At 39.0% G+C, this 21,293-nt stretch carries 24 protein-coding genes, 1 tRNA gene and 1 pseudogene; 13 read left to right on the top strand and 13 right to left on the bottom strand.

Annotated elements, in window-relative coordinates:
* Positions 1–677: 677 nt before the first annotated feature.
* From mobV to D2908_RS04650, 5 genes are all read right to left on the bottom strand, one after another.
* A complete protein-coding gene (gene mobV / locus D2908_RS04630; protein WP_117305238.1) occupies positions 678–2,147 on the bottom strand; it encodes a MobV family relaxase in 1,470 nt (489 codons plus the stop codon).
* 282 nt (positions 2,148–2,429) lie between these two features.
* A complete protein-coding gene (locus D2908_RS04635) occupies positions 2,430–3,275 on the bottom strand; it encodes a replication initiation protein (protein WP_117305239.1) in 846 nt (281 codons plus the stop codon).
* Positions 3,276–3,567: 292 nt separating this feature from the next.
* Positions 3,568–4,209 (bottom strand): hypothetical protein, encoded by a 642-nt coding sequence (locus D2908_RS04640; protein WP_117305241.1) that lies wholly within the window; start codon positions 4,207–4,209, stop codon positions 3,568–3,570.
* 10 nt (positions 4,210–4,219) lie between these two features.
* The gene (locus D2908_RS04645; RefSeq protein ID WP_117305243.1) at positions 4,220–4,552 is read right to left on the bottom strand and encodes a replication initiator protein A; all 333 of its coding nucleotides are present in this window, start codon (positions 4,550–4,552) and stop codon (positions 4,220–4,222) included.
* An 8-nt stretch (positions 4,553–4,560) separates the two neighbouring features.
* Positions 4,561–4,839, bottom strand: a complete 279-nt coding sequence (locus D2908_RS04650; RefSeq protein WP_117305245.1) for a DNA-binding protein — start codon at positions 4,837–4,839, stop codon at positions 4,561–4,563.
* A 152-nt stretch (positions 4,840–4,991) separates the two neighbouring features.
* Here D2908_RS04650 and D2908_RS04655 point away from each other — a divergent pair, with 152 nt between their 5' ends.
* Together D2908_RS04655 and D2908_RS04660 are read left to right on the top strand one after the other, a co-directional pair.
* Complete coding sequence (locus tag D2908_RS04655; protein ID WP_117305247.1) at positions 4,992–5,558, top strand: helix-turn-helix transcriptional regulator; 567 nt, start codon at positions 4,992–4,994, stop codon at positions 5,556–5,558.
* 64 nt (positions 5,559–5,622) lie between these two features.
* Positions 5,623–6,780 carry a tyrosine-type recombinase/integrase gene (locus tag D2908_RS04660; RefSeq protein WP_117305249.1) on the top strand — a complete coding sequence of 386 codons (1,158 nt, stop codon included), beginning with the start codon at positions 5,623–5,625 and terminating at the stop codon, positions 6,778–6,780.
* A gap of 104 nt (positions 6,781–6,884) precedes the next feature.
* Here D2908_RS04660 and D2908_RS04665 read toward each other — a convergent pair whose 3' ends face one another.
* Both D2908_RS04665 and D2908_RS04670 read right to left on the bottom strand, forming a co-directional pair.
* Positions 6,885–7,127: a type B 50S ribosomal protein L31 gene (locus D2908_RS04665; RefSeq protein ID WP_000710764.1), complete on the bottom strand. Its 243-nt coding sequence runs from the start codon at positions 7,125–7,127 to the stop codon at positions 6,885–6,887.
* 96 nt (positions 7,128–7,223) lie between these two features.
* Complete coding sequence (locus tag D2908_RS04670) at positions 7,224–8,159, bottom strand: bifunctional oligoribonuclease/PAP phosphatase NrnA (RefSeq protein ID WP_117305251.1); 936 nt, start codon at positions 8,157–8,159, stop codon at positions 7,224–7,226.
* Between the two features lie 103 nt (positions 8,160–8,262).
* Between D2908_RS04670 and D2908_RS04675 the strand changes: the two genes are divergently transcribed.
* From D2908_RS04675 to D2908_RS04700, 6 genes are all read left to right on the top strand, one after another.
* Entirely contained in the window at positions 8,263–8,706 is a 444-nt protein-coding gene (locus tag D2908_RS04675; protein ID WP_117305253.1) for a flavodoxin, read from the top strand.
* A 115-nt stretch (positions 8,707–8,821) separates the two neighbouring features.
* The gene (locus tag D2908_RS04680) at positions 8,822–9,088 is read left to right on the top strand and encodes a chorismate mutase (protein ID WP_117305255.1); all 267 of its coding nucleotides are present in this window, start codon (positions 8,822–8,824) and stop codon (positions 9,086–9,088) included.
* Entirely contained in the window at positions 9,085–9,459 is a 375-nt protein-coding gene (gene crcB / locus D2908_RS04685) for a fluoride efflux transporter CrcB (protein WP_117305257.1), read from the top strand. Before D2908_RS04680 ends, crcB (D2908_RS04685) begins: the two co-directional genes overlap by 4 nt.
* Positions 9,453–9,782, top strand: coding sequence for a fluoride efflux transporter CrcB (crcB, locus tag D2908_RS04690; RefSeq protein WP_117305259.1), 330 nt, complete (start codon positions 9,453–9,455; stop codon positions 9,780–9,782). The genes crcB (D2908_RS04685) and crcB (D2908_RS04690) overlap by 7 nt, the downstream gene beginning before the upstream one ends.
* A 118-nt stretch (positions 9,783–9,900) precedes the next feature.
* Positions 9,901–10,248, top strand: a complete 348-nt coding sequence (gene rplS, locus D2908_RS04695; protein ID WP_001068669.1) for a 50S ribosomal protein L19 — start codon at positions 9,901–9,903, stop codon at positions 10,246–10,248.
* Positions 10,249–10,290: 42 nt separating this feature from the next.
* Positions 10,291–10,362: transfer RNA gene (locus tag D2908_RS04700), tRNA-Arg, on the top strand.
* A gap of 50 nt (positions 10,363–10,412) precedes the next feature.
* Here the strand turns inward: D2908_RS04700 and yidA are convergent.
* The gene (yidA, locus tag D2908_RS04705) at positions 10,413–11,219 is read right to left on the bottom strand and encodes a sugar-phosphatase (protein ID WP_117305261.1); all 807 of its coding nucleotides are present in this window, start codon (positions 11,217–11,219) and stop codon (positions 10,413–10,415) included.
* A 12-nt stretch (positions 11,220–11,231) separates the two neighbouring features.
* A complete protein-coding gene (locus D2908_RS04710; RefSeq protein ID WP_117305263.1) occupies positions 11,232–12,536 on the bottom strand; it encodes an HD domain-containing protein in 1,305 nt (434 codons plus the stop codon).
* 71 nt (positions 12,537–12,607) lie between these two features.
* Between D2908_RS04710 and D2908_RS04715 the strand changes: the two genes are divergently transcribed.
* From D2908_RS04715 to ffh, 3 genes are all read left to right on the top strand, one after another.
* Positions 12,608–12,985, top strand: coding sequence for a DUF1934 domain-containing protein (locus D2908_RS04715; protein ID WP_117305265.1), 378 nt, complete (start codon positions 12,608–12,610; stop codon positions 12,983–12,985).
* A gap of 90 nt (positions 12,986–13,075) precedes the next feature.
* Complete coding sequence (locus D2908_RS04720) at positions 13,076–13,408, top strand: putative DNA-binding protein (RefSeq protein ID WP_000402066.1); 333 nt, start codon at positions 13,076–13,078, stop codon at positions 13,406–13,408.
* Between the two features lie 11 nt (positions 13,409–13,419).
* A complete protein-coding gene (ffh, locus tag D2908_RS04725; RefSeq protein ID WP_117305267.1) occupies positions 13,420–14,991 on the top strand; it encodes a signal recognition particle protein in 1,572 nt (523 codons plus the stop codon).
* Between the two features lie 95 nt (positions 14,992–15,086).
* Here the strand turns inward: ffh and D2908_RS04730 are convergent, their stop codons facing one another.
* Together D2908_RS04730 and rsmG are read right to left on the bottom strand one after the other, a co-directional pair.
* Positions 15,087–16,370, bottom strand: coding sequence for a solute carrier family 23 protein (locus tag D2908_RS04730; RefSeq protein WP_049496312.1), 1,284 nt, complete (start codon positions 16,368–16,370; stop codon positions 15,087–15,089).
* Between the two features lie 306 nt (positions 16,371–16,676).
* The gene (gene rsmG, locus D2908_RS04735; protein ID WP_117305269.1) at positions 16,677–17,390 is read right to left on the bottom strand and encodes a 16S rRNA (guanine(527)-N(7))-methyltransferase RsmG; all 714 of its coding nucleotides are present in this window, start codon (positions 17,388–17,390) and stop codon (positions 16,677–16,679) included.
* Positions 17,391–17,483: 93 nt separating this feature from the next.
* On the opposite strand from rsmG, the gene D2908_RS04740 reads away from it, so the two are divergent.
* Positions 17,484–18,044 (top strand): LemA family protein, encoded by a 561-nt coding sequence (locus tag D2908_RS04740; RefSeq protein ID WP_117305271.1) that lies wholly within the window; start codon positions 17,484–17,486, stop codon positions 18,042–18,044.
* A gap of 1 nt (position 18,045) precedes the next feature.
* Positions 18,046–18,945 carry a zinc metalloprotease HtpX gene (gene htpX, locus D2908_RS04745; RefSeq protein WP_117305272.1) on the top strand — a complete coding sequence of 300 codons (900 nt, stop codon included), beginning with the start codon at positions 18,046–18,048 and terminating at the stop codon, positions 18,943–18,945.
* A gap of 54 nt (positions 18,946–18,999) precedes the next feature.
* On the opposite strand, the gene D2908_RS04750 is transcribed toward htpX, so the two are convergent.
* Together D2908_RS04750 and D2908_RS04755 are read right to left on the bottom strand one after the other, a co-directional pair.
* On the bottom strand, positions 19,000–20,559 hold the full coding sequence (locus tag D2908_RS04750) for an ATP-binding cassette domain-containing protein (protein ID WP_117305421.1): 1,560 nt from the start codon (positions 20,557–20,559) through the stop codon (positions 19,000–19,002).
* A gap of 200 nt (positions 20,560–20,759) precedes the next feature.
* Positions 20,760–21,127 (bottom strand): annotated as a pseudogene (locus tag D2908_RS04755) (helicase BlpT).
* Positions 21,128–21,293 lie beyond the last annotated feature (166 nt).

Below are 21,293 nucleotides of genomic sequence, written 5' to 3' on the forward strand. Positions count from 1 at the left end.
TTTTGAGTTTAGAACATAAAAACAGCAGTTAATCTCAAGAAAGAAAAAAGAACAGCCGAAGCTGTCTTTTTATCATTATTTGAGACCGTATTTTACAAAGGTATACTCTGTAATATTTAAATCCTTATTAAATCAACGTTTCTAAAGGGAAAGTAGCTGTAAAATATTATATATATAGCGTATTATTAAACCAAGACGGTACCAAAAAGGTACCAAAAATTAAGGTTTCGGAGCTTATAAAATAAAGAAAGATGTCTCAGGTATTTGAGATTTTTTTTGCAAAGAAAAAACTCTTGAATATAATCCAAGAGTGAAACGAACAGGACCGATGGTAGTCAGGGGTCTTTACAGCACAAGGCTGAAGGCAGTCCCATACCAGTACCAGAAAATGACACCTTTGAACGATCTGTTACCAGTCGTCCTACGTTATCCTATCCTTAGTTATAGTTTAGGATAAATAATAAAGAATGTCAACAATAATTTATATTACCTTAGGTGGTTGGAACAATTGGCTTATACTTGATTGTTTTATTCCAATTTCCTTTTGACAACAAGTAACCTATGACTTTTTATTCCTGTTGTAATCGGTCGGCAGCTTTTCAGCCTGCCGACACGACCCAACTAGTCTAATTCGTCATAGCTTGCTGTCAAAAGTTTTCTCGGCATAAAGAGGTTGTTCAGCGTTCTAGAGTTTGTTCGTAGATTTTTTTGATGACTTTGACAGCACCAACAAGTTTAATAGGTTTAAAAGCATTAAGTTGTTTTGTAAGGTTTTGGAATTCCTTTTGTTTCATGTAGTTTTTAGCCTGATTTCTCCATACCCCAAGCTTTCTGCTGGCTATATTTAGACGATCACGAAGTTGTGAAATTTTATTTTTCAAGCTATTGTTTTCAATTTCTAAAATTCGTTTTTGATTTTTAGTTTCTCGAAGTTCGTCTAATATCTCATTTTTATTACTTGCTACATTTCTCAGTATATTCAATTCCTTGTTTTGTTGCTGGATAGTTTGTGACAGTTGGCGGTTCTCGTAGAAGTGTTGGATTACAGATTTTATTAGATTATTAAGTGTTTCAGGGGAGAGTTTAATTTTGCCATCGAGAGTTTTTTTACCTATCGTTCCACTTTCAAGCTGACTGATGTTCAGTCCGTCGAAGTTTTGATATTTTTGAAGGTACTCTCGAAGTTGCTTGGTAAGTTCGTTGATAGTACCTTGTTTTGTCTTTATATCTTGGTTCATACTATCAATTGTTTCACTTTTACTACCTATGATGCTGTCTACGATATCTAGATCTTCTTTTTTGATATTAATTTCTTTTTCAAGATGTGATAGTGTATCTTGTTTTTCACTTAGCTCATGATCTAGGTTTGATAGCATTTCATTTTTTTCTTCGTTTATGAATTTAAGTTCTTCGAGTTTGTTTTTTATTTCCTCGTCAACTATTTTTATATCTTCAACTTTATTTTTCAAATCTTTATTCATTTGGTTTAGTTGGGTGTTAAATTCTATTGTTTTATCGAATTTTTCGTCAATTTGTTTTTCGATTTTTTGAAGAACCTCTTGCTTGTCCTTGTATTCCTGTGTTGATAAATGTTTTTTTGTACTATCAAGTTCTCCTCGTTGAAGATGAAAACCATGTTGAGATAAATACTTTGGGAGTTCATCTTGGATTTTTTTCAACTCCTCACGATTAAAAATTGATTTAGATGATAACTTTCCTTGCTTCATTGGTACAATTCCCATATGCATGTGGGGTGTGTTTTCGTCTAGGTGAACACTAGCATAGGCAATATTTTCTAAACCATAGTTTTCAGCGAAATAATTTTTAGAAGTTTCAAAAAATCTTCTTGTCTCCTCGGAAGTAAGTTTAGCAAAAAAATCTTTATCAGATGTTATAATCCATTCATCGCAGAGAACGGCATCTTTTCGAATAGCTCGTTTAGAAACTTTGTTCTCGTCTATATAGTTTTTGATTTGCTTTTCGTACGACATAGAGCGATCTCTATCTGTCAATTCATAATTTAAATGTGAGCGTTCGATATCGATATCCTTGTTACTGTGTTGCTTAAAAATACGTTCGTTGTGTCTGTAAGCTCCACCTAAATTACCTGATTTGTACTTCGTCATTCTGGCTACAACGTAACTCATAATTCGTCCTTTCTCGGCTCAAAGGGTCGCCGAGCGTGTGGCTAAAAATTGCCACACATAAGCAAGCCTTTATGCGGTTTTCTTTACTGAGGACGGCACTACTTCCAAGCAAAGTATAACGCACTATACTTTACCTCCGGAAAAGTGTGCGGTCTCCGACGGTTTTGCTCTCTCGAAAGAGAGCAATCGGACTGTCGAAACAGTCCGATGAAAAGAGAAGTTCGAGCCACAAACTTCTCTTTTTGTTTCGCTCCGAAGAGCGAAAGGCATTCCGAAGAATGCCTAACGACCCCCATAAAAAGCAAGTTGTTTTTCTAGTTTGGGTCGTTCTTTATGTAACAGATTTTTCATCAATTGCAAATAATCAGTATCGGAAGTTTGATGAGTTTCCAAAATTTTCTTGTATTTACTTCTAGTGTTTTTGCTAACTTTATTCCAGATTCCTTTATCACGTGTTAAAGCTAATAGATAAAGTTGTGTTTCAATTCCTAGAGTTTCAAAATAAAACGGTTTGAATATAATAGTGTCAATAACCTCAAAAATATTTTCAACGGAGCGACTTCGTAACTGAAATTCTAATCTCCACCAATGTTCATATTGTTGTGCGTTTTGTCGTTCATCTTCACTTCCGTTCGTCAGTTGTTCAACTTTTTTATCGTATAGTCGAATTTGTTTTTCTGACCTTGAAGCTCCTAGATATTTTGTTTCAAGCTTACCATTTTTATCTCTCCATTCTTTTGTTGCAGTAGGCCGTCCCTTCTTTTCTAAAATGAATTCACTACAATCAAGATTAAAAAAATCAAAAGCTAAGTCAGCTCGAGTGATTGAAATATCTTCGAGATATGGTATAATCGTATTAAGAATTTCAGTATCAACTGTTCGGAGTTTGTTAGGATTAAACTCCATTCGGAAAGGGCGAGCATTTCGAGCTTGTCCTTTTAGTTTATCATACTCTAAATGGAGGATAACTTGCCCCCCAGACTTGGTATAGGCTTGAAACATATCTGTCATAGCTTTTTGAGTGATGATTGCAATATGGTTGCTAACTAATTTTTTAAAATTATTGAAACTACTGTTGCGTATTTCAGCAGTTATAGTAATATTATCTAAACTAACTTTTAAATCCAAATAAACCTCCTTTCTTTTAGAGGTCGCCTATCGGCACCTCTTTTTTGTCTGCGTAAAGACCTCCGTAAAATGACATTCTTGGGGGAGCAACCCCAAGCCGACTTCGTCGGACCATTTTCATTTTGCTACGGTCAAACTTGCCAAAAAATGGGTGTAGTAAAATCCCACGAAATGGGAACATAGCGTGCTGTTAGAAGCGCACGCGTTATAAATTTTGAGGAGGCTCAAAAATTTAGTCTCAAAATCCCGTTTTCAAAATATTTTCATAGTTGTTTTCACAATTGTTTTAAGATTAAATGTTTTGCAAACTTGAAATATTTTTTTTGAAAAAATCAACTCTATCAATCAAAAATATTTTTTGAATTTTTTCGATGATATCTTCAGGAGGAATTTGCTTGTTATTCTTGTATGTAAAGAATCGGTCTTTAGCTTTTTTGATTTCTCCTAAATCGTCAGATTCATCAGCAAATAATAAATCATACAGTTCAAACCAACGTAATTCTGACTGTTTCCTAAATGAGTCAAAGTTTCTCCAGAAGAGGGCCCCTGCCTCCAATTCCTCAAACTTTTTGAAGAGATACTGTCTTTCAATTTTTCTACGTTCTTTAGGAATAAACATGCGAACATCTTCTACTGATACTCCAGAGTAAACTCGGTCATTTACAATTGCAATTGGTAGTCTTAAATATTTATCCTTATCAGATAAAATTCGATGGATAAATTGCTTGAGGCTAAGTCGATTATCCAGTTTGTAGTGTACTAGATTAGGATTTAGCAAATCAAAGAAATCACTTGTCTGTTTCAACATTTCCAGAAAGACTTGTTCAGTAAGTTGTTCCTCTTCATAACTTTGAAAATTAATAGAGTAGGAAGTTAGCTGCTGGGTTAACTGTGCTCGAATACCAGGATCATTCCCAAAGAATATTTTTATCATTTTTATCACCTCATATTTCGTTGATATACATCCGATAAGGCAAGCTGTATCCGTAGAATACACCTTCTCTTTCTCGTTCAATCAGATTGTGCTCCTCCAACATACGTAGGATATTAATCATTTTCTTTTTTCCTACACCGAACATCTTTTGCATTTCAGACAAACGATAGGCCAGATAAATATTGCCTTCAGAGTCAATCCATCCTTTACTTGTAACCTCCTTTTGTTTATCTTTCAGAATTGTATAAACTACTATAGCATCGATACTCAAATCTTGGTAATAAGCGTCTTGAAAGAGGATTTTAGGGATATAGTAACAATTATCTTCAAAAGTGTAAGTCATAGTATTTCCTATCTTTCATATTGTTGTAGCCATTTAGCGATTTTGTGTTTATCGTACAAGGTCACTCCGTCAATGACCATGTGGGGCATGCCTTCACGTTGCCATTTGACAATGGTAGTAGTGGATACATCAAGCCATCGACATAGACCTGACATTCGTAGCATAGGCTTATACAGTTCCTGATCTTCAAAAGCTTTTTCAATAGCTTTCTGAAGCATGGTATCGTAACGGGCAAGCAACTTCTTTTCTGTTGCTTTTGGGAGGTGGATGGTAAAGTTTTCTGTCATATTCTGACCCCTTTCTTAATTTTATAAGCTCCGAATTAAATACACAAATGTGTATCTTGAATTAAATTATAATCTCTTTTGTGTTTTGTGTCAAGAGTTTTTTCTCTTTTGTGTAATTTGTGTTATAATATGTCAAAAAGGAGGATTATTATTTGACAAACTTTCAAACACTTGTTAAAAACAGTAAATTATCTCTTAAAGAAATAAGTGAGGCTACAGGTATAGGCTACTCTACTCTCGGAAATTACAATCAAGGGAGTAGAAGTCCAAATGCTAAAAATGCGCAAATTCTATCAGAATACTTTGGAGTATCTATCCCTTACTTACTAGGGCTTGATGATAATCCTGTATTGAAAGATCCAGGAGCACCTAAAGAAATGATCAAAGATTTCTATAAAGTGTTGACAAAAGGTACAAGTATAGAACATAAAATTACTAAATGGACACCTTTTGGTGATGACCTTGCCATTATACTTGCAGAACTCAATCAGTCAGAGGCATTGTCTGATTACATTGATTTTCTAGCAACTAAAAAAGGCTTCAACCCTGTTTTAGTTAAAGCTGTTAAGGAATTTATAGCTGATGAGAAACAAGGCCTTATTCCTTTCCTGATTAACAAATCAGGAGCAGAAGACTCCCCTTATCATTATGTCTGGGAGGCATGGGTAGAGAGTCCTGAATACAAGAGACGTTCAGAAGAGAAAAAGAGTAAGAAATAACTGACAATCATGATTTCTTTATTTTATAAGCTCCGAAACCTTAAAAAATAAAGGAGAAATTAGAATGTCTATTATTAAATATAAGGCTAAAAAGTCTAAATCAGGCTATCTTTATAAGGTCAGAATCTATAGGGTAATTGATGGTAAACGTCAGGACTTCTTTAAAAGCGGTTTTAAGAGCCTTAGAGAGGCTAAACAGTATGAAGCTATGATTTACCACAAAAAAGCGTCAGGCGACCTCTCAGGGATTCTGAGAGTCTCTGAGAGACGTTTTGATGAAGTTTTTGAAGAATGGTTCAAAACTTATCAAAACACAGTAGAGAGGACGACAAGCATCCGTACAGATGATTTATTTAGAATTCATATCTTGCCAGTTCTTGGAAAGGTGAAAATTTCCAAAATTACTCCTTGGCAATGTCAGGACTTTATTACCGAAAAAGGTCAGACTTTTAGAAATATCAAACAGGTAAAATCTTACACTAGTCAAGTGTTTGATTTTGCTTTGAAAATGAAATTGATTACAGACAACCCAATGAAACAAGTGATACTCCCAAAAAGAGAGCGGAAGAAGTCAGATAACTTCTTTAGCGTTGAGGAGTTACATGAGTTTTTAGACATTATTAAAGCAGAAGAGCCTTATAAAAACTATGCCTTATTTCGTGTGTTAGCTTATAGTGGCTTAAGGAAAGGGGAGCTGTATTCTTTGAGGTGGTCTGATATTGATTTTGATAATCAATTACTTTCTATCAGCAAAAACCTAGGTAGAATCAAGGGGAAGGCCGTTGAGAAAAGCACCAAAAACAAGTTTTCAATACGGCAAATTCCTTTAGATACTGAGACAGTCTCGATTTTGAAAGAGTGGAAACAAAAGAGCAGAAAAGAAAAGGGGCAACTGTCAGTTACCCCATTGATTGATAGTGATTACATGTTTACGTTTGTTGGCCGAGATGGAAAGATAGAGCCTTTATATCAGGACTATATCAATAGTGTTCTAAAGCGCATTATTAGGAAACATGACTTGAAGAAGATAACTCCTCATGGATTCAGACATACTCATGCAACCTTGATGATTGAAGTAGGGGTTGACCCTGTCAATGCGGCCAAAAGGTTAGGGCATGCAAGTAGTCAGATGACCTTGGATACTTATAGCCATTCTACAGTAGCAGGAGAGAAGAAAGCTATCACAAAATTTGTAGATTATCTGGATAGTGCAAAAGGTTAGTTTTCCAAGACGGTACCAAAAACGGTACTAAAAACAAAAAAAGCCAATTCCAATTTCTTGGAAAAGGCTTTGTATCAACGTTTTTAAGCAATAAATGCGGTTGATTATTTGAGACCGTATTTTTTGTTGAAACGATCCACGCGTCCATCTGCTTGAGTGAACTTTTGACGTCCAGTGTAGAATGGATGTGAGTCTGATGAAATTTCCACACGAATCAATGGGTAAGTTTCGCCTTCGAACTCAACTGTTTCGTTAGAGCGTTTTGTTGAACCGCTAAGGAATTGGTAACCAGTAGTTGTGTCCATGAAGACAACTGGGCGATATTCTGGATGGATATCTTTTTTCATTTTGCAATATTTCCTTTCTGCCATGGTCTCTTTGCGAGCCATAGATTGTTACCATACTAGTCTATCAGATTCTGAAAAGTTTGGCAAGTATTTTTATCAGTTTTTAAGCAAGTTTTTTAACTTTTGGTAGATGACTTCGTTTTCTTCTAGGCTATAGGAATTGGCACCGCTTGCTAGAGGGTGGCCTCCACCATCATGTTCCTTGGCTATTTCATTGATAGGATGGGTTTTACTGCGAAGTCGAACGCGATAGTGGCCATCAGCCTGTTCCACAAAAATTCCCCAGAGACTAACACTGTCAATGCGTCCAGGTGCACCGACAATGGCTGCAGTTTCAGCATCGGTAACATTGAATTGTTTCAAGATTTCTTGACTCAGGATAACGCGAGCTGCACCATTTTCATCCACTTCCAGATGGTCGTAGATGTAGCCTTGAAGTTTAGCAATTTTGTAGCTCATAGTGTCCATTTTGCGAGTGAGAGCTGCAAAGTCAAAGTTCTGTTCTCTCAGAGACGCAGCTAGGCGGAATGTGCGTGAAGTGGTAGAAGGGTAGAGGAAGCGACCTGTATCACCAATAATTCCTGCAAAGAGCAACTCAGCAGCGCGATCTGACAAGGTCAGTTGAGTTGTTTCTGCAAATAAGGTAATCATCTCGCTAGCGCTGCTTGAACTAGTATCCACCCAAGACAGGTCACCGTATACATCATCATTTGGATGGTGATCAATCTTAATGAGAAAATCACCTTGGTTATAACGCTTATCATCAATACGAGCAGTATTAGCCGTATCACAGACGATGACAAGGGCGCCTTGGTAGGCACTATCTTCAACAAGATCCATCTCAGCCATCCAAGTAAGAGTCGGTTCATCAAAACCAACGGCTTTGATGGTTTTTTCTGGGAAATGATGTTTGAGAAGAGCTTTCAGTCCCACCTGACTTCCCAAGGCATCAGGGTCTGGTTTCATATGACGGTGAATGATAATGGTATCGTATGCTTTGATTTTTTCTAAAATTTGATGGCAAATTTCCATAAATAACCTCAATTCTTTCTCATTTCATTGTAGCACAAGAATTTTTATTTTTAAAATGAAAAAGATGTGATATAATGGAGGAAGTTAAATTGAGGAGGACGATATGGCATTAGCAAAAATTGTATTTGCCAGCATGACCGGTAATACCGAAGAAATTGCAGATATTGTAGCAGACAAATTACGTGACTTGGGTTTAGAGGTAGATGTTGATGAGTGTACAACTGTTGACGCTTCTGACTTTTTAGAAGCAGACATCGCCATTGTAGCAACTTATACATACGGAGATGGGGAATTACCTGATGAGATGATGGACTTCTACGAAGATCTAGCAGATCTCAACTTGAGCGGTAAAATCTATGGAGTAGTCGGTTCAGGTGATACTTTCTACGATGAATTCTGTAAAGCTGTTGATGACTTTGACCGAGTATTTGTAGCTACAGGAGCTGAAAAAGGATCAGAGTGCGTTAAAGTTGACCTTTCTGCCGAGGAAGAAGATATTGAACGCTTGGAGCAATTCGCAGAAGAATTAGCTGCTAAAGTAGGATAAGCATGAAGTTGCACTGATGAAAGTTGTCAGTGCAGTTTTTATTAGTTGTCCCTAGGAATGAACTAGCCCATTTAGAAGCTTTTGATACAGTCATTCAAATAATGAAGGAGACTCTATGAATTTAGATAGAATTAGACAAGAAATCGATCAAATTGATGACCAAATTGTAAAACTCTTAGAAGAAAGAATGCATCTAGTTGAAGGTGTAGTTGCTTATAAAAAAGCTTCAGGGAAACCTATTCTAGATACTAAAAGAGAAGAAGTTATCTTTGAAAAAGTCAAAAGTCGTGTCAGCAATAAAAAATACGAAGTAACAATCGTTAAGACTTTTTCAGACATTCTCAAACGTTCGCGCGATTATCAGGACAAAAACATCAAATGAAAAAAGAACAATTTTTTCCCCTAGGAATTTTTTTAGCTGCTATGTTGGGCGGATTGGTTCGCTACCTGGTTTCCACTTGGTTACCAGCCAGTCCGGAATTTCCTTGGGGAACCCTTCTTGTCAACTATCTAGGCATTTTCTGCCTAGTCTATCTTGTTAAGGGCTATCTGGTTTATAAGGGAACTAGTAAAGGTGTTATTTTAGCACTTGGTACTGGCTTTTGTGGCGGTTTGACTACTTTTTCTAGTCTCATGTTAGATGCCGTAAAATTGCTGGATACAGGGCGCTATCTTAGTTTGATCCTGTATTTGCTTTTGAGTATTGGTGGAGGCCTGCTCTTGGCTTACTATTTAGGGAGGAAGAAATGGTAATGGTCTATCTTGCAATTGCTTGTGGCTTGGGAGCTCTCGTACGGTATTTCTTTTCCCGCTATAATCAAGCTTCTAAATTGCCACTCGGAACGCTCATAGCCAATCTTTTGGGTTGTTTTTTGATTGGATTATTCTACAATCATGTGGAATCCAAGGAAGTTTATACTATTTTAGCGACGGGTTTTTGTGGCGGTTTAACGACTTTTTCGACCTTGAATGATGAACTCCAAAGACTGTTAAGTGATAAGAAGATTTTTTATTCTTACCTGACTTTGACCTACCTAGGTGGTTTGATTGCGATTTTTTTAGGAATTCTGCTATAAATTTCTTTACTTTTAGGTGGAAATTTGGTAAACTATATCTTGTGTGTAATGGACGCACAAAAATACAGTTTATCCGCTGAGGAAGATTCCTCAAGATTGACAAAGATAGGAGAATAAAATGAATCCATTAATCCAAAGCTTGACTGAAGGTCAACTTCGTACAGATATCCCATCATTCCGTCCTGGTGACACTGTTCGTGTACACGCGAAAGTTGTCGAAGGTAACCGTGAACGTATCCAGATTTTTGAAGGTGTTGTTATCGCACGTAAAGGTGCTGGCATCTCAGAAAACTACACAGTTCGTAAAATCTCTAACGGTGTAGGTGTTGAGCGTATCTTCCCAATCCACACTCCACGTGTTGAAAAGATCGAAGTTGTTCGTTACGGTAAAGTACGTCGTGCGAAATTGTACTACTTGCGTGCACTTCAAGGTAAAGCAGCTCGTATCAAAGAAATCCGTCGTTAATTCGACTAAAAAACTCTGCTTTTTCAGCAGAGTTTTTATCTAGCTCCCTTAGTTCAATGGATATAACAACTCCCTCCTAAGGAGTAGTTGCAGGTTCGATTCCTGCAGGGGGCAATAATTAGACATTCAAAAACCGCTCAGCTGAGCGGTTTTCGTTTTCCCTTTTACAGTACCCACGTATGGATGGCATGGGCAACGCCTGATTCGTCATTTGTTTTAGTGATGTATTTGGCAATTTTTTTGATTTCTGGATTTCCATTTTCCATGACAACAGGGTTACCAACGACTTCCAGCATGGCACGGTCATTTTCTTCGTCCCCAATCGCCATGGTTTGATCTTTGGTCAATCCGAGTTTTTCAGCTAAGTGAGTAATGGCTGAACCCTTGTCAACATACTTTTTAAGGAGTTCGAGGTAGAAAGGAGCAGATTTGTTGATGGAGTAGCGTTCGTAAAATTCTGCTGGAATTTTTTCAATTGCAGCATCGAGAATTTCTGGTTCATCGATGAACATACACTTGACAATTTCTTTGTCAGCCATTTCTTCAGGAGTGCGGTAGAAAATAGGCATGCTGACGAGGGTTGATTCGTGCACTGTATATTTTCCGATATTGCGATTGGCTGTGTAGATACCGTCCTTTGTAATGGCGTGCATGTGAACACCGAGCTTACGACTGAGAAATTCCATATCCAGATAATCCTCATAGGTCAAGGACTCGCTGATAATTTCATGTCCTGTAGCAGTTTCTTGGACAAGGGCACCATTAAAGGTCACTACATAGTCACCCTCGTCTCTCAACTGCAATTCGTCCAGAAGTTTAGCAACACCTGCGATAGGGCGACCAGTTGCAATCACGACTTTGACACCAGCTTGTTTGGCATCTTGGATAGCAGAAAAGACTTCAGGAGTGATTTCCTTTTGACTGTTGACTAGGGTTCCGTCGATATCAACGGCGATTAGTTTAATACTCATAAATTTCCTCTTCTAGTTTTTATTTGGCGTAAAATGATCGTTCTCAATCAAGTGTAAAAATTGCTGGGTAATGCTAGCAAAGATACTGTTTTGGTCCAACATTTCTTTTGGAAAATAGAAACGATTATCTCCGTGGCGACTGCCAGCAAGGGATTGGACGATAGGAGACAGGCTAGAGAGTTCAGCCAGTTCTCCATTTTTCTGTAGAATCTCAATCTGGGTCCGTGGATTTTCAGATTCGGGACGATAAATATCATAAGGGAGGTCGAAGTTCTTATGAATGGCAGTGTAGTAGTCTGGATCAAAGCCGATGTCCTCAACCAATTTTCTCATGCTGGCGAGTTGGTCTTGGTCTTCTTGTGAAAAGGTAATGGATTTAAAGACCTTACGGTTGACAAAACGTTGCGACAAGTCTGCGAGAATTTTGTCAGAGCTGGTCATCCAGAGCTGGAAGTAGGTATTCATCACACCATCATCCAGAGCCAGATAGTCAGACAAGGTCACATTTTTTTCAAAGAAAGGTAGGAGATGTGGAGAAGTTCGTGCAAAGAAGTCCTTGTCTGCAGGATAGAGTTCCTTGGCGCGCTTGAGGAGATTCTGTAGGAGAACTTCCATAGCGCGTGTTGCTGGGTGAAAATAAACCTGCATATACATCTGGTAACGGCTGAGGACGTAGTCTTCGATGGCATGCATGCCATTGCGCTGAAAGGCGATACCATTTTCGATAGGACGAATGACACGCAAGATTCGAGTCAGGTCAAATTCTCCATAAGATGCTCCTGTAAAATAGGAGTCGCGCAAGAGATAGTCCATGCGGTCTGCATCAATCTGACTAGAAATGAGTTGTACGACCTGCTTGTTAGGATAGGTATGGTCAATGACACTGGCTACCTTTTCTGGGAAATCTGGCGCTACTTGTAGTAAGACTTGGTGAATCTCTGTTTCAGGGTTTTGGATAATCTCCTGAGTAATGGCTTCATGGTCTGTATCAAAGAGATGTTCAAAAGTATGGGAGTAGGCGCCATGTCCAAGGTCATGTAGGAGAGCAGCGGTCATGGTCAAGAGAGACTCAGAAGGATTCCATTCCTCAGGATATTTTTCTTCAAAAATCTCCGTGATACGACGAGCAATCTCATAGACCCCTAGACAGTGAGAGAAGCGACTGTGTTCTCCACCGTGGAAGGTATAACTGGAAGTCCCCAGTTGCTTGATCCGGCGTAAGCGTTGAAATTCTTTTGTATTAATCAAGTCATATATGATTTGATTATTGACATGGATGTATTTGTGAACTGGGTCACGGAATACTTTTTCGTTCATATGACCATTATAGCAAAAAGCTAGAGTTTTTGGTAAAATAGTAGGACAAGAGACAAGAAAGAGGACTTGATGTGAAGATTCGGATGCGAAATACCATTCAGTTTGATGAGCAGTTGGAAGTGATTGACCAACTTTATGACGTGGAAGTGCATGAAAAGGGAGATTATAGCTACCTGCTTTTCTATAATGAGGAGAAGGAAAAAGTGGTTCTCAAGTTTCATGAAGAAGAACTGGTGATGAGCCGATTTTCCAATCCCAAGACCATTATGCGCTTTTTAAAGGATAGTGATAGTTTAGCCTATATTCCTACTCCAATGGGGATGCAGGAGTTTACCATCCAAACGAGCCATTATCAAGTTGATGGGCAAAAGATTGAACTAGATTATCAACTACAAAATCAAGAGGGACATCCCTTTGCCAGCTATCAATTGGAAATTACTTGGGGCTAGGCTCATGTCTTTTTCAAATTTAGCTAGCTATCTTCTTGGATTGGCTTCCTAGTGTGGTAGATTAGGCTATTTTTTGGTATAATAAAAGTTATGGAAATCGAAAAAACCAATCGTATGAATGCGCTCTTTGAATTTTATGCGGCGCTTTTGACAGATAAGCAAATGAATTATATCGAGCTCTACTACGCTGATGATTACAGCCTTGCTGAGATTGCCGAGGAGTTTGGTGTCAGTCGTCAGGCTGTCTATGATAATATCAAGCGGACAGAAAAGATTCTGGAAGATTATGAGATGAAATTGCACATGTACTCGGACTACATTGTCCGCAGTCAGATTTTTGATCAGATTTTGGAGCGCTATCCCAAGGATGACTTTCTGCAGGAGCAGATAGAAATTTTAACAAGCATTGATAATAGAGAATAAGAGGAAGAAACATGGCATTTGAAAGTTTAACAGAACGTTTGCAGAACGTTTTTAAAAATCTACGTAAAAAAGGAAAAATCTCTGAATCTGATGTCCAAGAGGCAACCAAAGAAATTCGCTTGGCCTTGCTCGAGGCCGACGTTGCCTTGCCCGTTGTAAAGGACTTTATCAAGAAAGTTCGTGAGCGTGCAGTTGGGCATGAGGTCATTGATACACTTAATCCTGCGCAACAGATTATTAAAATCGTTGATGAGGAACTGACAGCCGTTTTAGGTTCTGATACGGCAGAAATTATCAAGTCACCTAAGATTCCAACCATCATCATGATGGTTGGTTTACAAGGGGCTGGTAAAACAACCTTTGCTGGTAAATTGGCCAACAAACTCAAGAAAGAAGAAAATGCCCGTCCTTTGATGATTGCGGCGGATATCTATCGTCCGGCTGCTATTGACCAGTTGAAAACTCTGGGTCAACAGATTGATGTGCCGGTTTTCGCACTTGGTACAGAAGTACCAGCTGTTGAGATTGTACGTCAAGGTTTGGAACAAGCCCAAGCCAATCATAATGACTATGTCTTGATTGATACGGCAGGGCGTTTGCAGATTGATGAGCTTTTGATGAATGAACTTCGTGACGTGAAAGCACTAGCTCAACCAAACGAAATTCTGCTCGTCGTTGATGCCATGATTGGTCAAGAAGCGGCCAATGTTGCGCGTGAGTTTAATGCTCAGTTGGAAGTGACTGGGGTCATCCTTACTAAGATTGATGGCGATACTCGTGGTGGTGCTGCTCTGTCTGTTCGTCACATTACTGGAAAACCAATCAAGTTCACTGGTACAGGTGAAAAGATTACGGACATTGAAACCTTCCACCCAGATCGCATGTCTAGCCGTATCCTTGGTATGGGGGATATGCTCACTTTGATTGAGAAAGCTTCTCAGGAATACGATGAGCAAAAAGCCCTTGAAATGGCTGAGAAGATGCGTGAAAACACCTTTGATTTCAATGATTTCATTGATCAGCTGGATCAGGTGCAAAACATGGGGCCAATGGAAGACTTGCTCAAAATGATTCCAGGTATGGCCAACAACCCAGCCCTTCAAAACATGAAAGTGGATGAGCGCCAGATTGCCCGCAAACGTGCCATCGTCTCATCCATGACTCCTGAAGAGCGTGAAAATCCAGATTTGTTAAATCCAAGCCGTCGCCGTCGTATCGCTGCTGGTTCTGGAAATACCTTTGTCGAAGTTAATAAATTTATCAAGGACTTTAACCAGGCTAAACAACTCATGCAGGGTGTTATGTCTGGAGATATGAACAAGATGATGAAGCAAATGGGAATCAATCCAAACAACCTTCCAAAAAATATGCCAAATATGGGAGGAATGGATATGTCTGCCCTTGAAGGAATGATGGGACAAGGCGGTATGCCTGACCTGTCAGCTCTCGGAGGAGCAGGAATGCCAGATATGAACCAGATGTTTGGTGGTGGACTAAAAGGTAAAATCGGTGAATTTGCCATGAAACAGTCTATGAAACGCATGGCAAACAAAATGAAAAAAGCGAAGAAGAAACGCAAGTAAGACAAAGGAAGGCCGCAGGGCTTTCCTTTTTTAGAAAGAAGAAAAATGAGCACTTCCGTAATTGGAAATGCTCGTTTTTTGATGTGTTTAGATTTTTAATCTTTATTTTCGTATGGCAAGATCAAGTTCAAGACGATTCCTGTCATGGCTGATAGGGCAGTACCTGAAAGGGTAACTGGACCAAGTTTAAGGATAGCTCCTCCAAGTCCAAGTACCAACATGGCACTTGCGATGATTAGGTTACGCATTTGACCGAAGTCAACACGTTCTTTGATCAAGACTTTCAAACCGTTGCTGGCAATAACCCCATAAAGAAGGATTGACATCCCACCAAGTACAGCGTTTGGAATAGTTGAAATCAAGGCAGTGAATTTACCAAGGAAGCTAAGGGCAATTGCAATAAAGGCAGCATTACGGATAACTGAGACAGAAGCGATACGAGTCATACCGATAACCCCTGTATTTTCTCCGTAAGTTGTATTGGCTGGTCCACCAAGGAAGGCAGAAACTGAAGTTGCGATACCGTCACCAAGAAGAGTACGGTGAAGACCTGGTTCTTTCAAGAATTGACGACCACAAATTTGACCTAAAACAGTATGGTCTCCGATATGTTCAGAAATTGTTACGATAGCGATTGGTAAGATGGCAATCGTTTCAGGGCCGAAGTAAAGGTCGTATTGTTTGAAGGCACCACCTGTGTTGAATGGTAGGTAGAAACCAGGGATTTCAAACCAGTTTGCTTCAAGAACCGGAGTGAAATCAACCAATCCAAGTGCTAGGGCAAAGAGGTAACCACCGATAATGGCAAAGAGGAATGGAATGATTCGTAGGAATCCTTTTCCTTTTGTGTTGATAAAGGCAGCGATTAAGAAAGTAACAACTGCTACAAGAGCATTTTTCCAATTTCCATCAGCTACAAGACCAGCGTTAGTCACGGCTGAACCTGCAAGTCCAAGACCGATAACGATAATCATAGGTCCGATAACGATTGGTGGTAAAAGTTTGTCAATCCATTTTGTACCAGCAAAGCGGATGCTAGTTGAAACAAGAACGTAGATTAAACCTGTAAGAATAACCCCAGTTTGAGCGGCAGATACATCGCCACCCATTTCTTTCATAGCAAGTGACATAGCTGTGATAAAGGCAAAAGAAGAACCCAGATAAACTGGAACTTTAAATCCAGTACAAACCATGTAAATGAGTGTTCCTACACCTGATGCAAACAGTGCAACAGATACAGGCATTCCCAAAATCAGTGGCACCAAGATGGTCGCACCAAACATGGCGAAAACGTGTTGGAAGCTGAGAAGGATCCCTTTTCCAGCTGAAGGACGTTGGTCAACGTCTAAAAGCAAATCAACAGTTGATTCTTGTTTCATATAAACCTCACTTTTGGGCATCAAAAAAGAGCCCATTATTTTACAGCAATAGGCTCTCAGAGTAAGACTTCTTCAAAACATGGTTATCCCAATATTAAAGAATTTCATATATATCTGCGTCTTCGTCACCTCACGGGATGACATTAAAAACCTTTGCTTGTGATAGTATAGCAGAAAAAAATGATTTTGTAAATCATTTTTTCCCGAGCCTTGAAATAGGAGAGCGAGGTATGATTTTGTAAATCATTTTTTCCCGAGCCTTGAAATAGGAGAGCGAGGTGTGAGTTTGCAGATTATTTAATCTTTCTAAAGTGGGCGTTTATTAGGCATGCCAGCTTTACGTGGATATTTGTTTGGAGTTTCCTTTTTCTTCTCAACAATAGTAATGTAGCGAGGGTCTCCGTTAGGAAGTGTGTAACTGAGATTATCTTCAACCTTACTAAAGAGAAGATTGAGGGCGTTTTTAGCTTCAGTTAATTCTTCAGGTGCATTGCTAGCCTTGAGAGCAAGCAATTTTCCACCAATTTTTAAGTAGGGAATAGTCAACTCGGATAAGACCTGCATACGGGCTACAGCACGAGCCGTTACAAAATCATAGTGAGCACGGAAGTTCTTGTCTTGGGCAAAATCTTCGGCACGTCCATGGTAGAAATGAACACCGTCTAACTCCAGCTCCTGAGCCAATAGTTGAAGGAAGTTGATGCGCTTATTGAGCGAATCAATGATGGTCACATCTAACTGAGGATAGAGAATTTTCATGGGAAGACTAGGAAATCCAGCTCCAGCCCCGATATCAAGAAGTTTGATAGTTTCATTGGGAATCAAGTCTTGCAGAATGGGTGCAATCGAATCGTAAAAATGTTTGAGATAAACTTCTTCCTTGTCCGTAATGGCTGTTAAATTAATCCTTTCATTCCACTCGACCAAGAGCTCAAAATAACGTTCAAATTGTTCTTTTTGCTGGTCCGAAAGTGGAAAATTTTGCTCGGCAAGCAAGTTGTAAAATGTTTCTGGTTTCATAATTTTTTCCTTCTTTAGTATCATCTTATTTTACCACAATCATTAAAAATTTGATATACTGGTACTAACCTAAAAGTAGAAAGGACTTATATAATGACTTGGATTATTCTTGGAGTTATCGCTCTTATTGTTATTTTTGTGATTGTTAGCTACAACGGTTTAGTTAAGAATCGTATGCAAACAAAGGAGGCTTGGAGCCAAATTGATGTTCAGTTGAAACGTCGAAATGACCTCTTGCCAAACTTGATTGAGACTGTAAAAGGTTATGCCAAATATGAAGGTTCTACCTTGGAAAAAGTGACAGAACTTCGTAGACAAGTAGCCGTAGCAACGTCACCAGCTGAAGCTATGAAGGCCAGTGATGCCCTTACCCGCCAGATTTCTGGTATCTTTGCAGTGGCAGAAAATTATCCAGATTTGAAAGCTAGCGCTAACTTTATCAAATTACAAGAAGAGTTGACAAACACAGAAAATAAAATTTCTTACTCTCGTCAACTCTACAACAGTGTTGTCAGCAACTACAATGTAAAATTAGAAACTTTCCCAAGCAATATTATCGCTGGAATGTTTGGGTTTAAAGCAGCAGATTTCCTTCAAACTCCAGAAGAGGAAAAGGCAGTTCCTAAAGTTGATTTTAGCGGTTTAGGTGACTAAGATGCTGTTTGATCAAATTGCAAGCAATAAGCGAAGAACGTGGATTTTGTTGCTGGTATTTTTCCTACTCTTAGCTCTCGTTGGCTATGCGGTTGGTTACCTCTTTATGCGATCTGGGACTGGTGGTTTGGTTATCGCGCTGATTATCGGCTTTATCTATGCCTTGTCCATGATTTTTCAATCGACAGAGATTGTCATGTCCATGAATGGGGCACGTGAGGTTGATGAACAAACGTCACCAGAGCTCTATCATGTAGTGGAAGATATGGCTACGGTCGCTCAGATTCCTATGCCTCGTGTTTTCATCATTGATGATCCAGCCTTAAATGCCTTTGCGACAGGTTCTAATCCTCAAAATGCTGCGGTTGCTGCGACGTCAGGTCTCTTAGCTATCATGAATCGCGAGGAGCTAGAAGCTGTTATGGGACATGAGGTTAGTCATATTCGTAATTACGATATCCGTATTTCGACTATTGCTGTTGCCCTTGCCAGTGCTATTACCATGCTTTCTAGTATGGCCGGTCGTATGATGTGGTGGGGTGGTGCAGGTCGTAGACGGAGTGACGATGATCGTGACGGAAATGGCTTAGAAATCATTATGCTAGTGGTTTCTCTACTAGCTATTGTGCTGGCACCTCTCGCTGCAACCTTGGTGCAACTAGCTATTTCTCGTCAGAGGGAATTCCTAGCTGATGCTTCCAGTGTCGAGTTGACTCGCAATCCTCAAGGGATGATTAATGCTCTACGCAAGTTAGACAACAGTAAACCGATGAGTCGTCCTGTTGATGATGCCAGCAGTGCACTTTATATCAATGATCCCAAGAAAGGGGGAGGGTTCCAAAAACTCTTTTATACCCACCCACCTATCTCAGAACGAATTGAACGTTTGAAAAACATGTAAAAAACATGTAAAAAACATCCAGAGGTTTTCCTTTGGATGTTTTATTTCTAAAAGTTAAAGATCTTGTAAATCGACCACTTCCAAACCATGTTCTGTCAAACGATAGATAGTCGTACAAACTTCTTTTAAGAAACGTCGATCATGCGAAACAGTGATCAGACCACCAGGGTAATTGGCAAAGAGTTTTCTAATTTCGGGTTGAGAAGTTGGAGAAAAGTTTCGTGTAGGTTCATCCAGCAGGAGAAAGTTTGGCTTTCGCAGAACTAAATTCAAAAGAAGAAGTTTGCCTTGTTGCCCACCGGATAAGGAACGGATTTGGTGGTGCATCTCTGGATAACTGAAATTGAGACTAGCTAAGTGAGATTGAATTTTCTTTAGTTCCTCTTTTTCTCCAGTTTTGCTGAGGTAGGCTATTGGTGATAAATTCAATCGCAGTTTTTTGTGATAATTTTGTGGCATATAACCAAGGGAAATCTCTTTTTTATCATTCAGAAGTTGTTCTAACTTGGCTAATAGAGTTGATTTTCCAACACCATTTGGGCCGACGATACCGATTTTTTCTTGCCCACGGACCGTTAGTTGTAGTTCTTGCACCAAAACTCGGTTGTCAATGGACAAATTCTCCTTTTCTAGTTGGATTAAGGTTTTAGAAGCCGGTAATGGTTGGATCTCTGAGAAGAAAAGTTTTATACCTTCTTCTTCAAGTGGCTTTTGGCTCATGGACTGAGCTAGCTTTTCGTAGCGTTTTTCTTGAGAGAGAACATTTTTCATCTTTTTAGCCAATAGGCGCCCAGCAGTACTGTCTTTGGTAGCTCGAAGTGCAGTTTCTACATTTTGCTTGACTCGCCGATGTTTTTCCATGGTTTTGTCATAGGCTCTCTGGTCGTTAGCAGCTTGCTGGCTTTGTCTGGCAAAATTAGCCTTTCTTTGTTCACTGTAGCGTTCATAGTCTAAATGCTCTACTGACGTTTCTGCTTCTTTCCGGTGCTTTACCAGTCGCAAGTGGACAATAGTGTCTGCCGTTTCAGAAAGAAAGTCTTCATCATGGGAAATGAAAATAACAGTTTGCCTAATCTTTCGAATCTGACTTTTTAGCCAATCAACCGTCTCAAGGTCTAGGTCATTTGAAGGTTCATCTAAAAATAGAATCTCAAAGGGCTTTGCTAACTCATAGATGAGTTGAACTTTCAAAGCTTCGCCACCCGAGAGGCTCCCGATCTCTTGGTCGCTAGTGAAACGATTGCTATCAAAATGTAATTCCTCAGCCAAACGATAGAGGATACTGTAGTCTAATTCAGTAGAATCTAAAAAGAAGTAGTCGTGTAGAGTTCTCTTTTTCAGCTCCTTGGGGAGTTTTTGAGGAATATAGGCCAGAGACTGACGGTCAGACTGGATGTCTCCTCTGATAGTGAAATCAGGTAAAGTTTCTCCCATTAAAGTTTTAAGCAAGGTTGATTTGCCATTTCCTTCTTCACCAATAATAGCAACCTTTTCTCCGTTTTGTATGGTCATGTTTAAGTCAGAGACAAGGTCTCGTAAATCTTTGTTTTGAGTGATGGTCAGGTGATTGATTTGTATCATATGATTGCCCTTTCTAGAATGTCGATAGTGCATAACAAAAAACTCTACTTTACCTAGTAGAGCCAAAGTCACTGTCAAAAATCCTCTTTTAAAAGGGCTGAGAAAGCAGCAGAAAAAAGAATACACAAAAAGAGACAAAAACAAGATCTACTAAATAAAGGTTCTTTATTTGATAGACTTAGTTGTTCATGTCTCCATTACCTCCGAGTATTAGTACCTCTATCCTATACCTTTCAGGATATTTTGTCAATAGAAAACTGGAAATTCCAAGCTCTAAAATCCAAAATAGGTCCATAGAAGGTCAACACGTGTTTAACATGCTCGTAATGGAATTCATCATAGTTTCGCTAAGCAGTACGAGTTTGTTCATTCAGATTAAGTGTGCCAAGTCCAATCAAGAGGCTGGTCCGTTGGTAAAATTTCTCAAGGTCAATTAAGATACTGTTGTTCAATTTTGCAGCTTTTGTGAGCTCTTGATAGTAGTGTTTAGCAGCTCTTGCAGTTGAAGATCATCGGATTTTCCTTGTTTACAACTTTGGAAATTTTTATTTAACTTGGATAGGAGTTGAGTTGCATTAGTAATGAGTTCTTTGTCTTTCATATGAGCTTCCTACTTACTCTAATGTATTATTTTTTTTAGAATAGCATCAAAAAACAAAAAAACATCATACTAAATATTAAAAATCGAATTTTAATTACAAAGCTTGGTGTGCTGATTTGTAAACTTTTCATGGTATAATGAAGAGAGTAAATCTTTATGGAGGAAG

The sequence above is a fragment of the Streptococcus sp. LQJ-218 genome (genome assembly GCF_003428885.1).
Classification (GTDB): Bacteria; Bacillota; Bacilli; order Lactobacillales; family Streptococcaceae; genus Streptococcus.

Excerpts from the sequence above, each read along its gene's own strand:
- D2908_RS04665 (WP_000710764.1), bottom strand. The coding sequence starts at position 7,127 with ATGAAAAAAGATATCCATCCAGAATATCGCCCAGTTGTCTTCATGGAC.
- D2908_RS04720 (WP_000402066.1), top strand. The coding sequence starts at position 13,076 with ATGGAAATCGAAAAAACCAATCGTATGAATGCGCTCTTTGAATTTTAT.
- rsmG (WP_117305269.1), bottom strand. The coding sequence starts at position 17,390 with ATGAAACCAGAAACATTTTACAACTTGCTTGCCGAGCAAAATTTTCCA.
- crcB (WP_117305259.1), top strand. The coding sequence starts at position 9,453 with ATGGTAATGGTCTATCTTGCAATTGCTTGTGGCTTGGGAGCTCTCGTA.
- D2908_RS04750 (WP_117305421.1), bottom strand. The coding sequence starts at position 20,559 with ATGCACTATCGACATTCTAGAAAGGGCAATCATATGATACAAATCAAT.
- rplS (WP_001068669.1), top strand. The coding sequence starts at position 9,901 with ATGAATCCATTAATCCAAAGCTTGACTGAAGGTCAACTTCGTACAGAT.
- htpX (WP_117305272.1), top strand. The coding sequence starts at position 18,046 with ATGCTGTTTGATCAAATTGCAAGCAATAAGCGAAGAACGTGGATTTTG.
- D2908_RS04660 (WP_117305249.1), top strand. The coding sequence starts at position 5,623 with ATGTCTATTATTAAATATAAGGCTAAAAAGTCTAAATCAGGCTATCTT.
- D2908_RS04645 (WP_117305243.1), bottom strand. The coding sequence starts at position 4,552 with ATGACTTACACTTTTGAAGATAATTGTTACTATATCCCTAAAATCCTC.
- mobV (WP_117305238.1), bottom strand. The coding sequence starts at position 2,147 with ATGAGTTACGTTGTAGCCAGAATGACGAAGTACAAATCAGGTAATTTA.
- yidA (WP_117305261.1), bottom strand. The coding sequence starts at position 11,219 with ATGAGTATTAAACTAATCGCCGTTGATATCGACGGAACCCTAGTCAAC.
- crcB (WP_117305257.1), top strand. The coding sequence starts at position 9,085 with ATGAAAAAAGAACAATTTTTTCCCCTAGGAATTTTTTTAGCTGCTATG.
- D2908_RS04650 (WP_117305245.1), bottom strand. The coding sequence starts at position 4,839 with ATGACAGAAAACTTTACCATCCACCTCCCAAAAGCAACAGAAAAGAAG.
- D2908_RS04675 (WP_117305253.1), top strand. The coding sequence starts at position 8,263 with ATGGCATTAGCAAAAATTGTATTTGCCAGCATGACCGGTAATACCGAA.
- D2908_RS04670 (WP_117305251.1), bottom strand. The coding sequence starts at position 8,159 with ATGGAAATTTGCCATCAAATTTTAGAAAAAATCAAAGCATACGATACC.
- D2908_RS04680 (WP_117305255.1), top strand. The coding sequence starts at position 8,822 with ATGAATTTAGATAGAATTAGACAAGAAATCGATCAAATTGATGACCAA.
- D2908_RS04740 (WP_117305271.1), top strand. The coding sequence starts at position 17,484 with ATGACTTGGATTATTCTTGGAGTTATCGCTCTTATTGTTATTTTTGTG.
- D2908_RS04730 (WP_049496312.1), bottom strand. The coding sequence starts at position 16,370 with ATGAAACAAGAATCAACTGTTGATTTGCTTTTAGACGTTGACCAACGT.
- ffh (WP_117305267.1), top strand. The coding sequence starts at position 13,420 with ATGGCATTTGAAAGTTTAACAGAACGTTTGCAGAACGTTTTTAAAAAT.
- D2908_RS04710 (WP_117305263.1), bottom strand. The coding sequence starts at position 12,536 with ATGAACGAAAAAGTATTCCGTGACCCAGTTCACAAATACATCCATGTC.
- D2908_RS04640 (WP_117305241.1), bottom strand. The coding sequence starts at position 4,209 with ATGATAAAAATATTCTTTGGGAATGATCCTGGTATTCGAGCACAGTTA.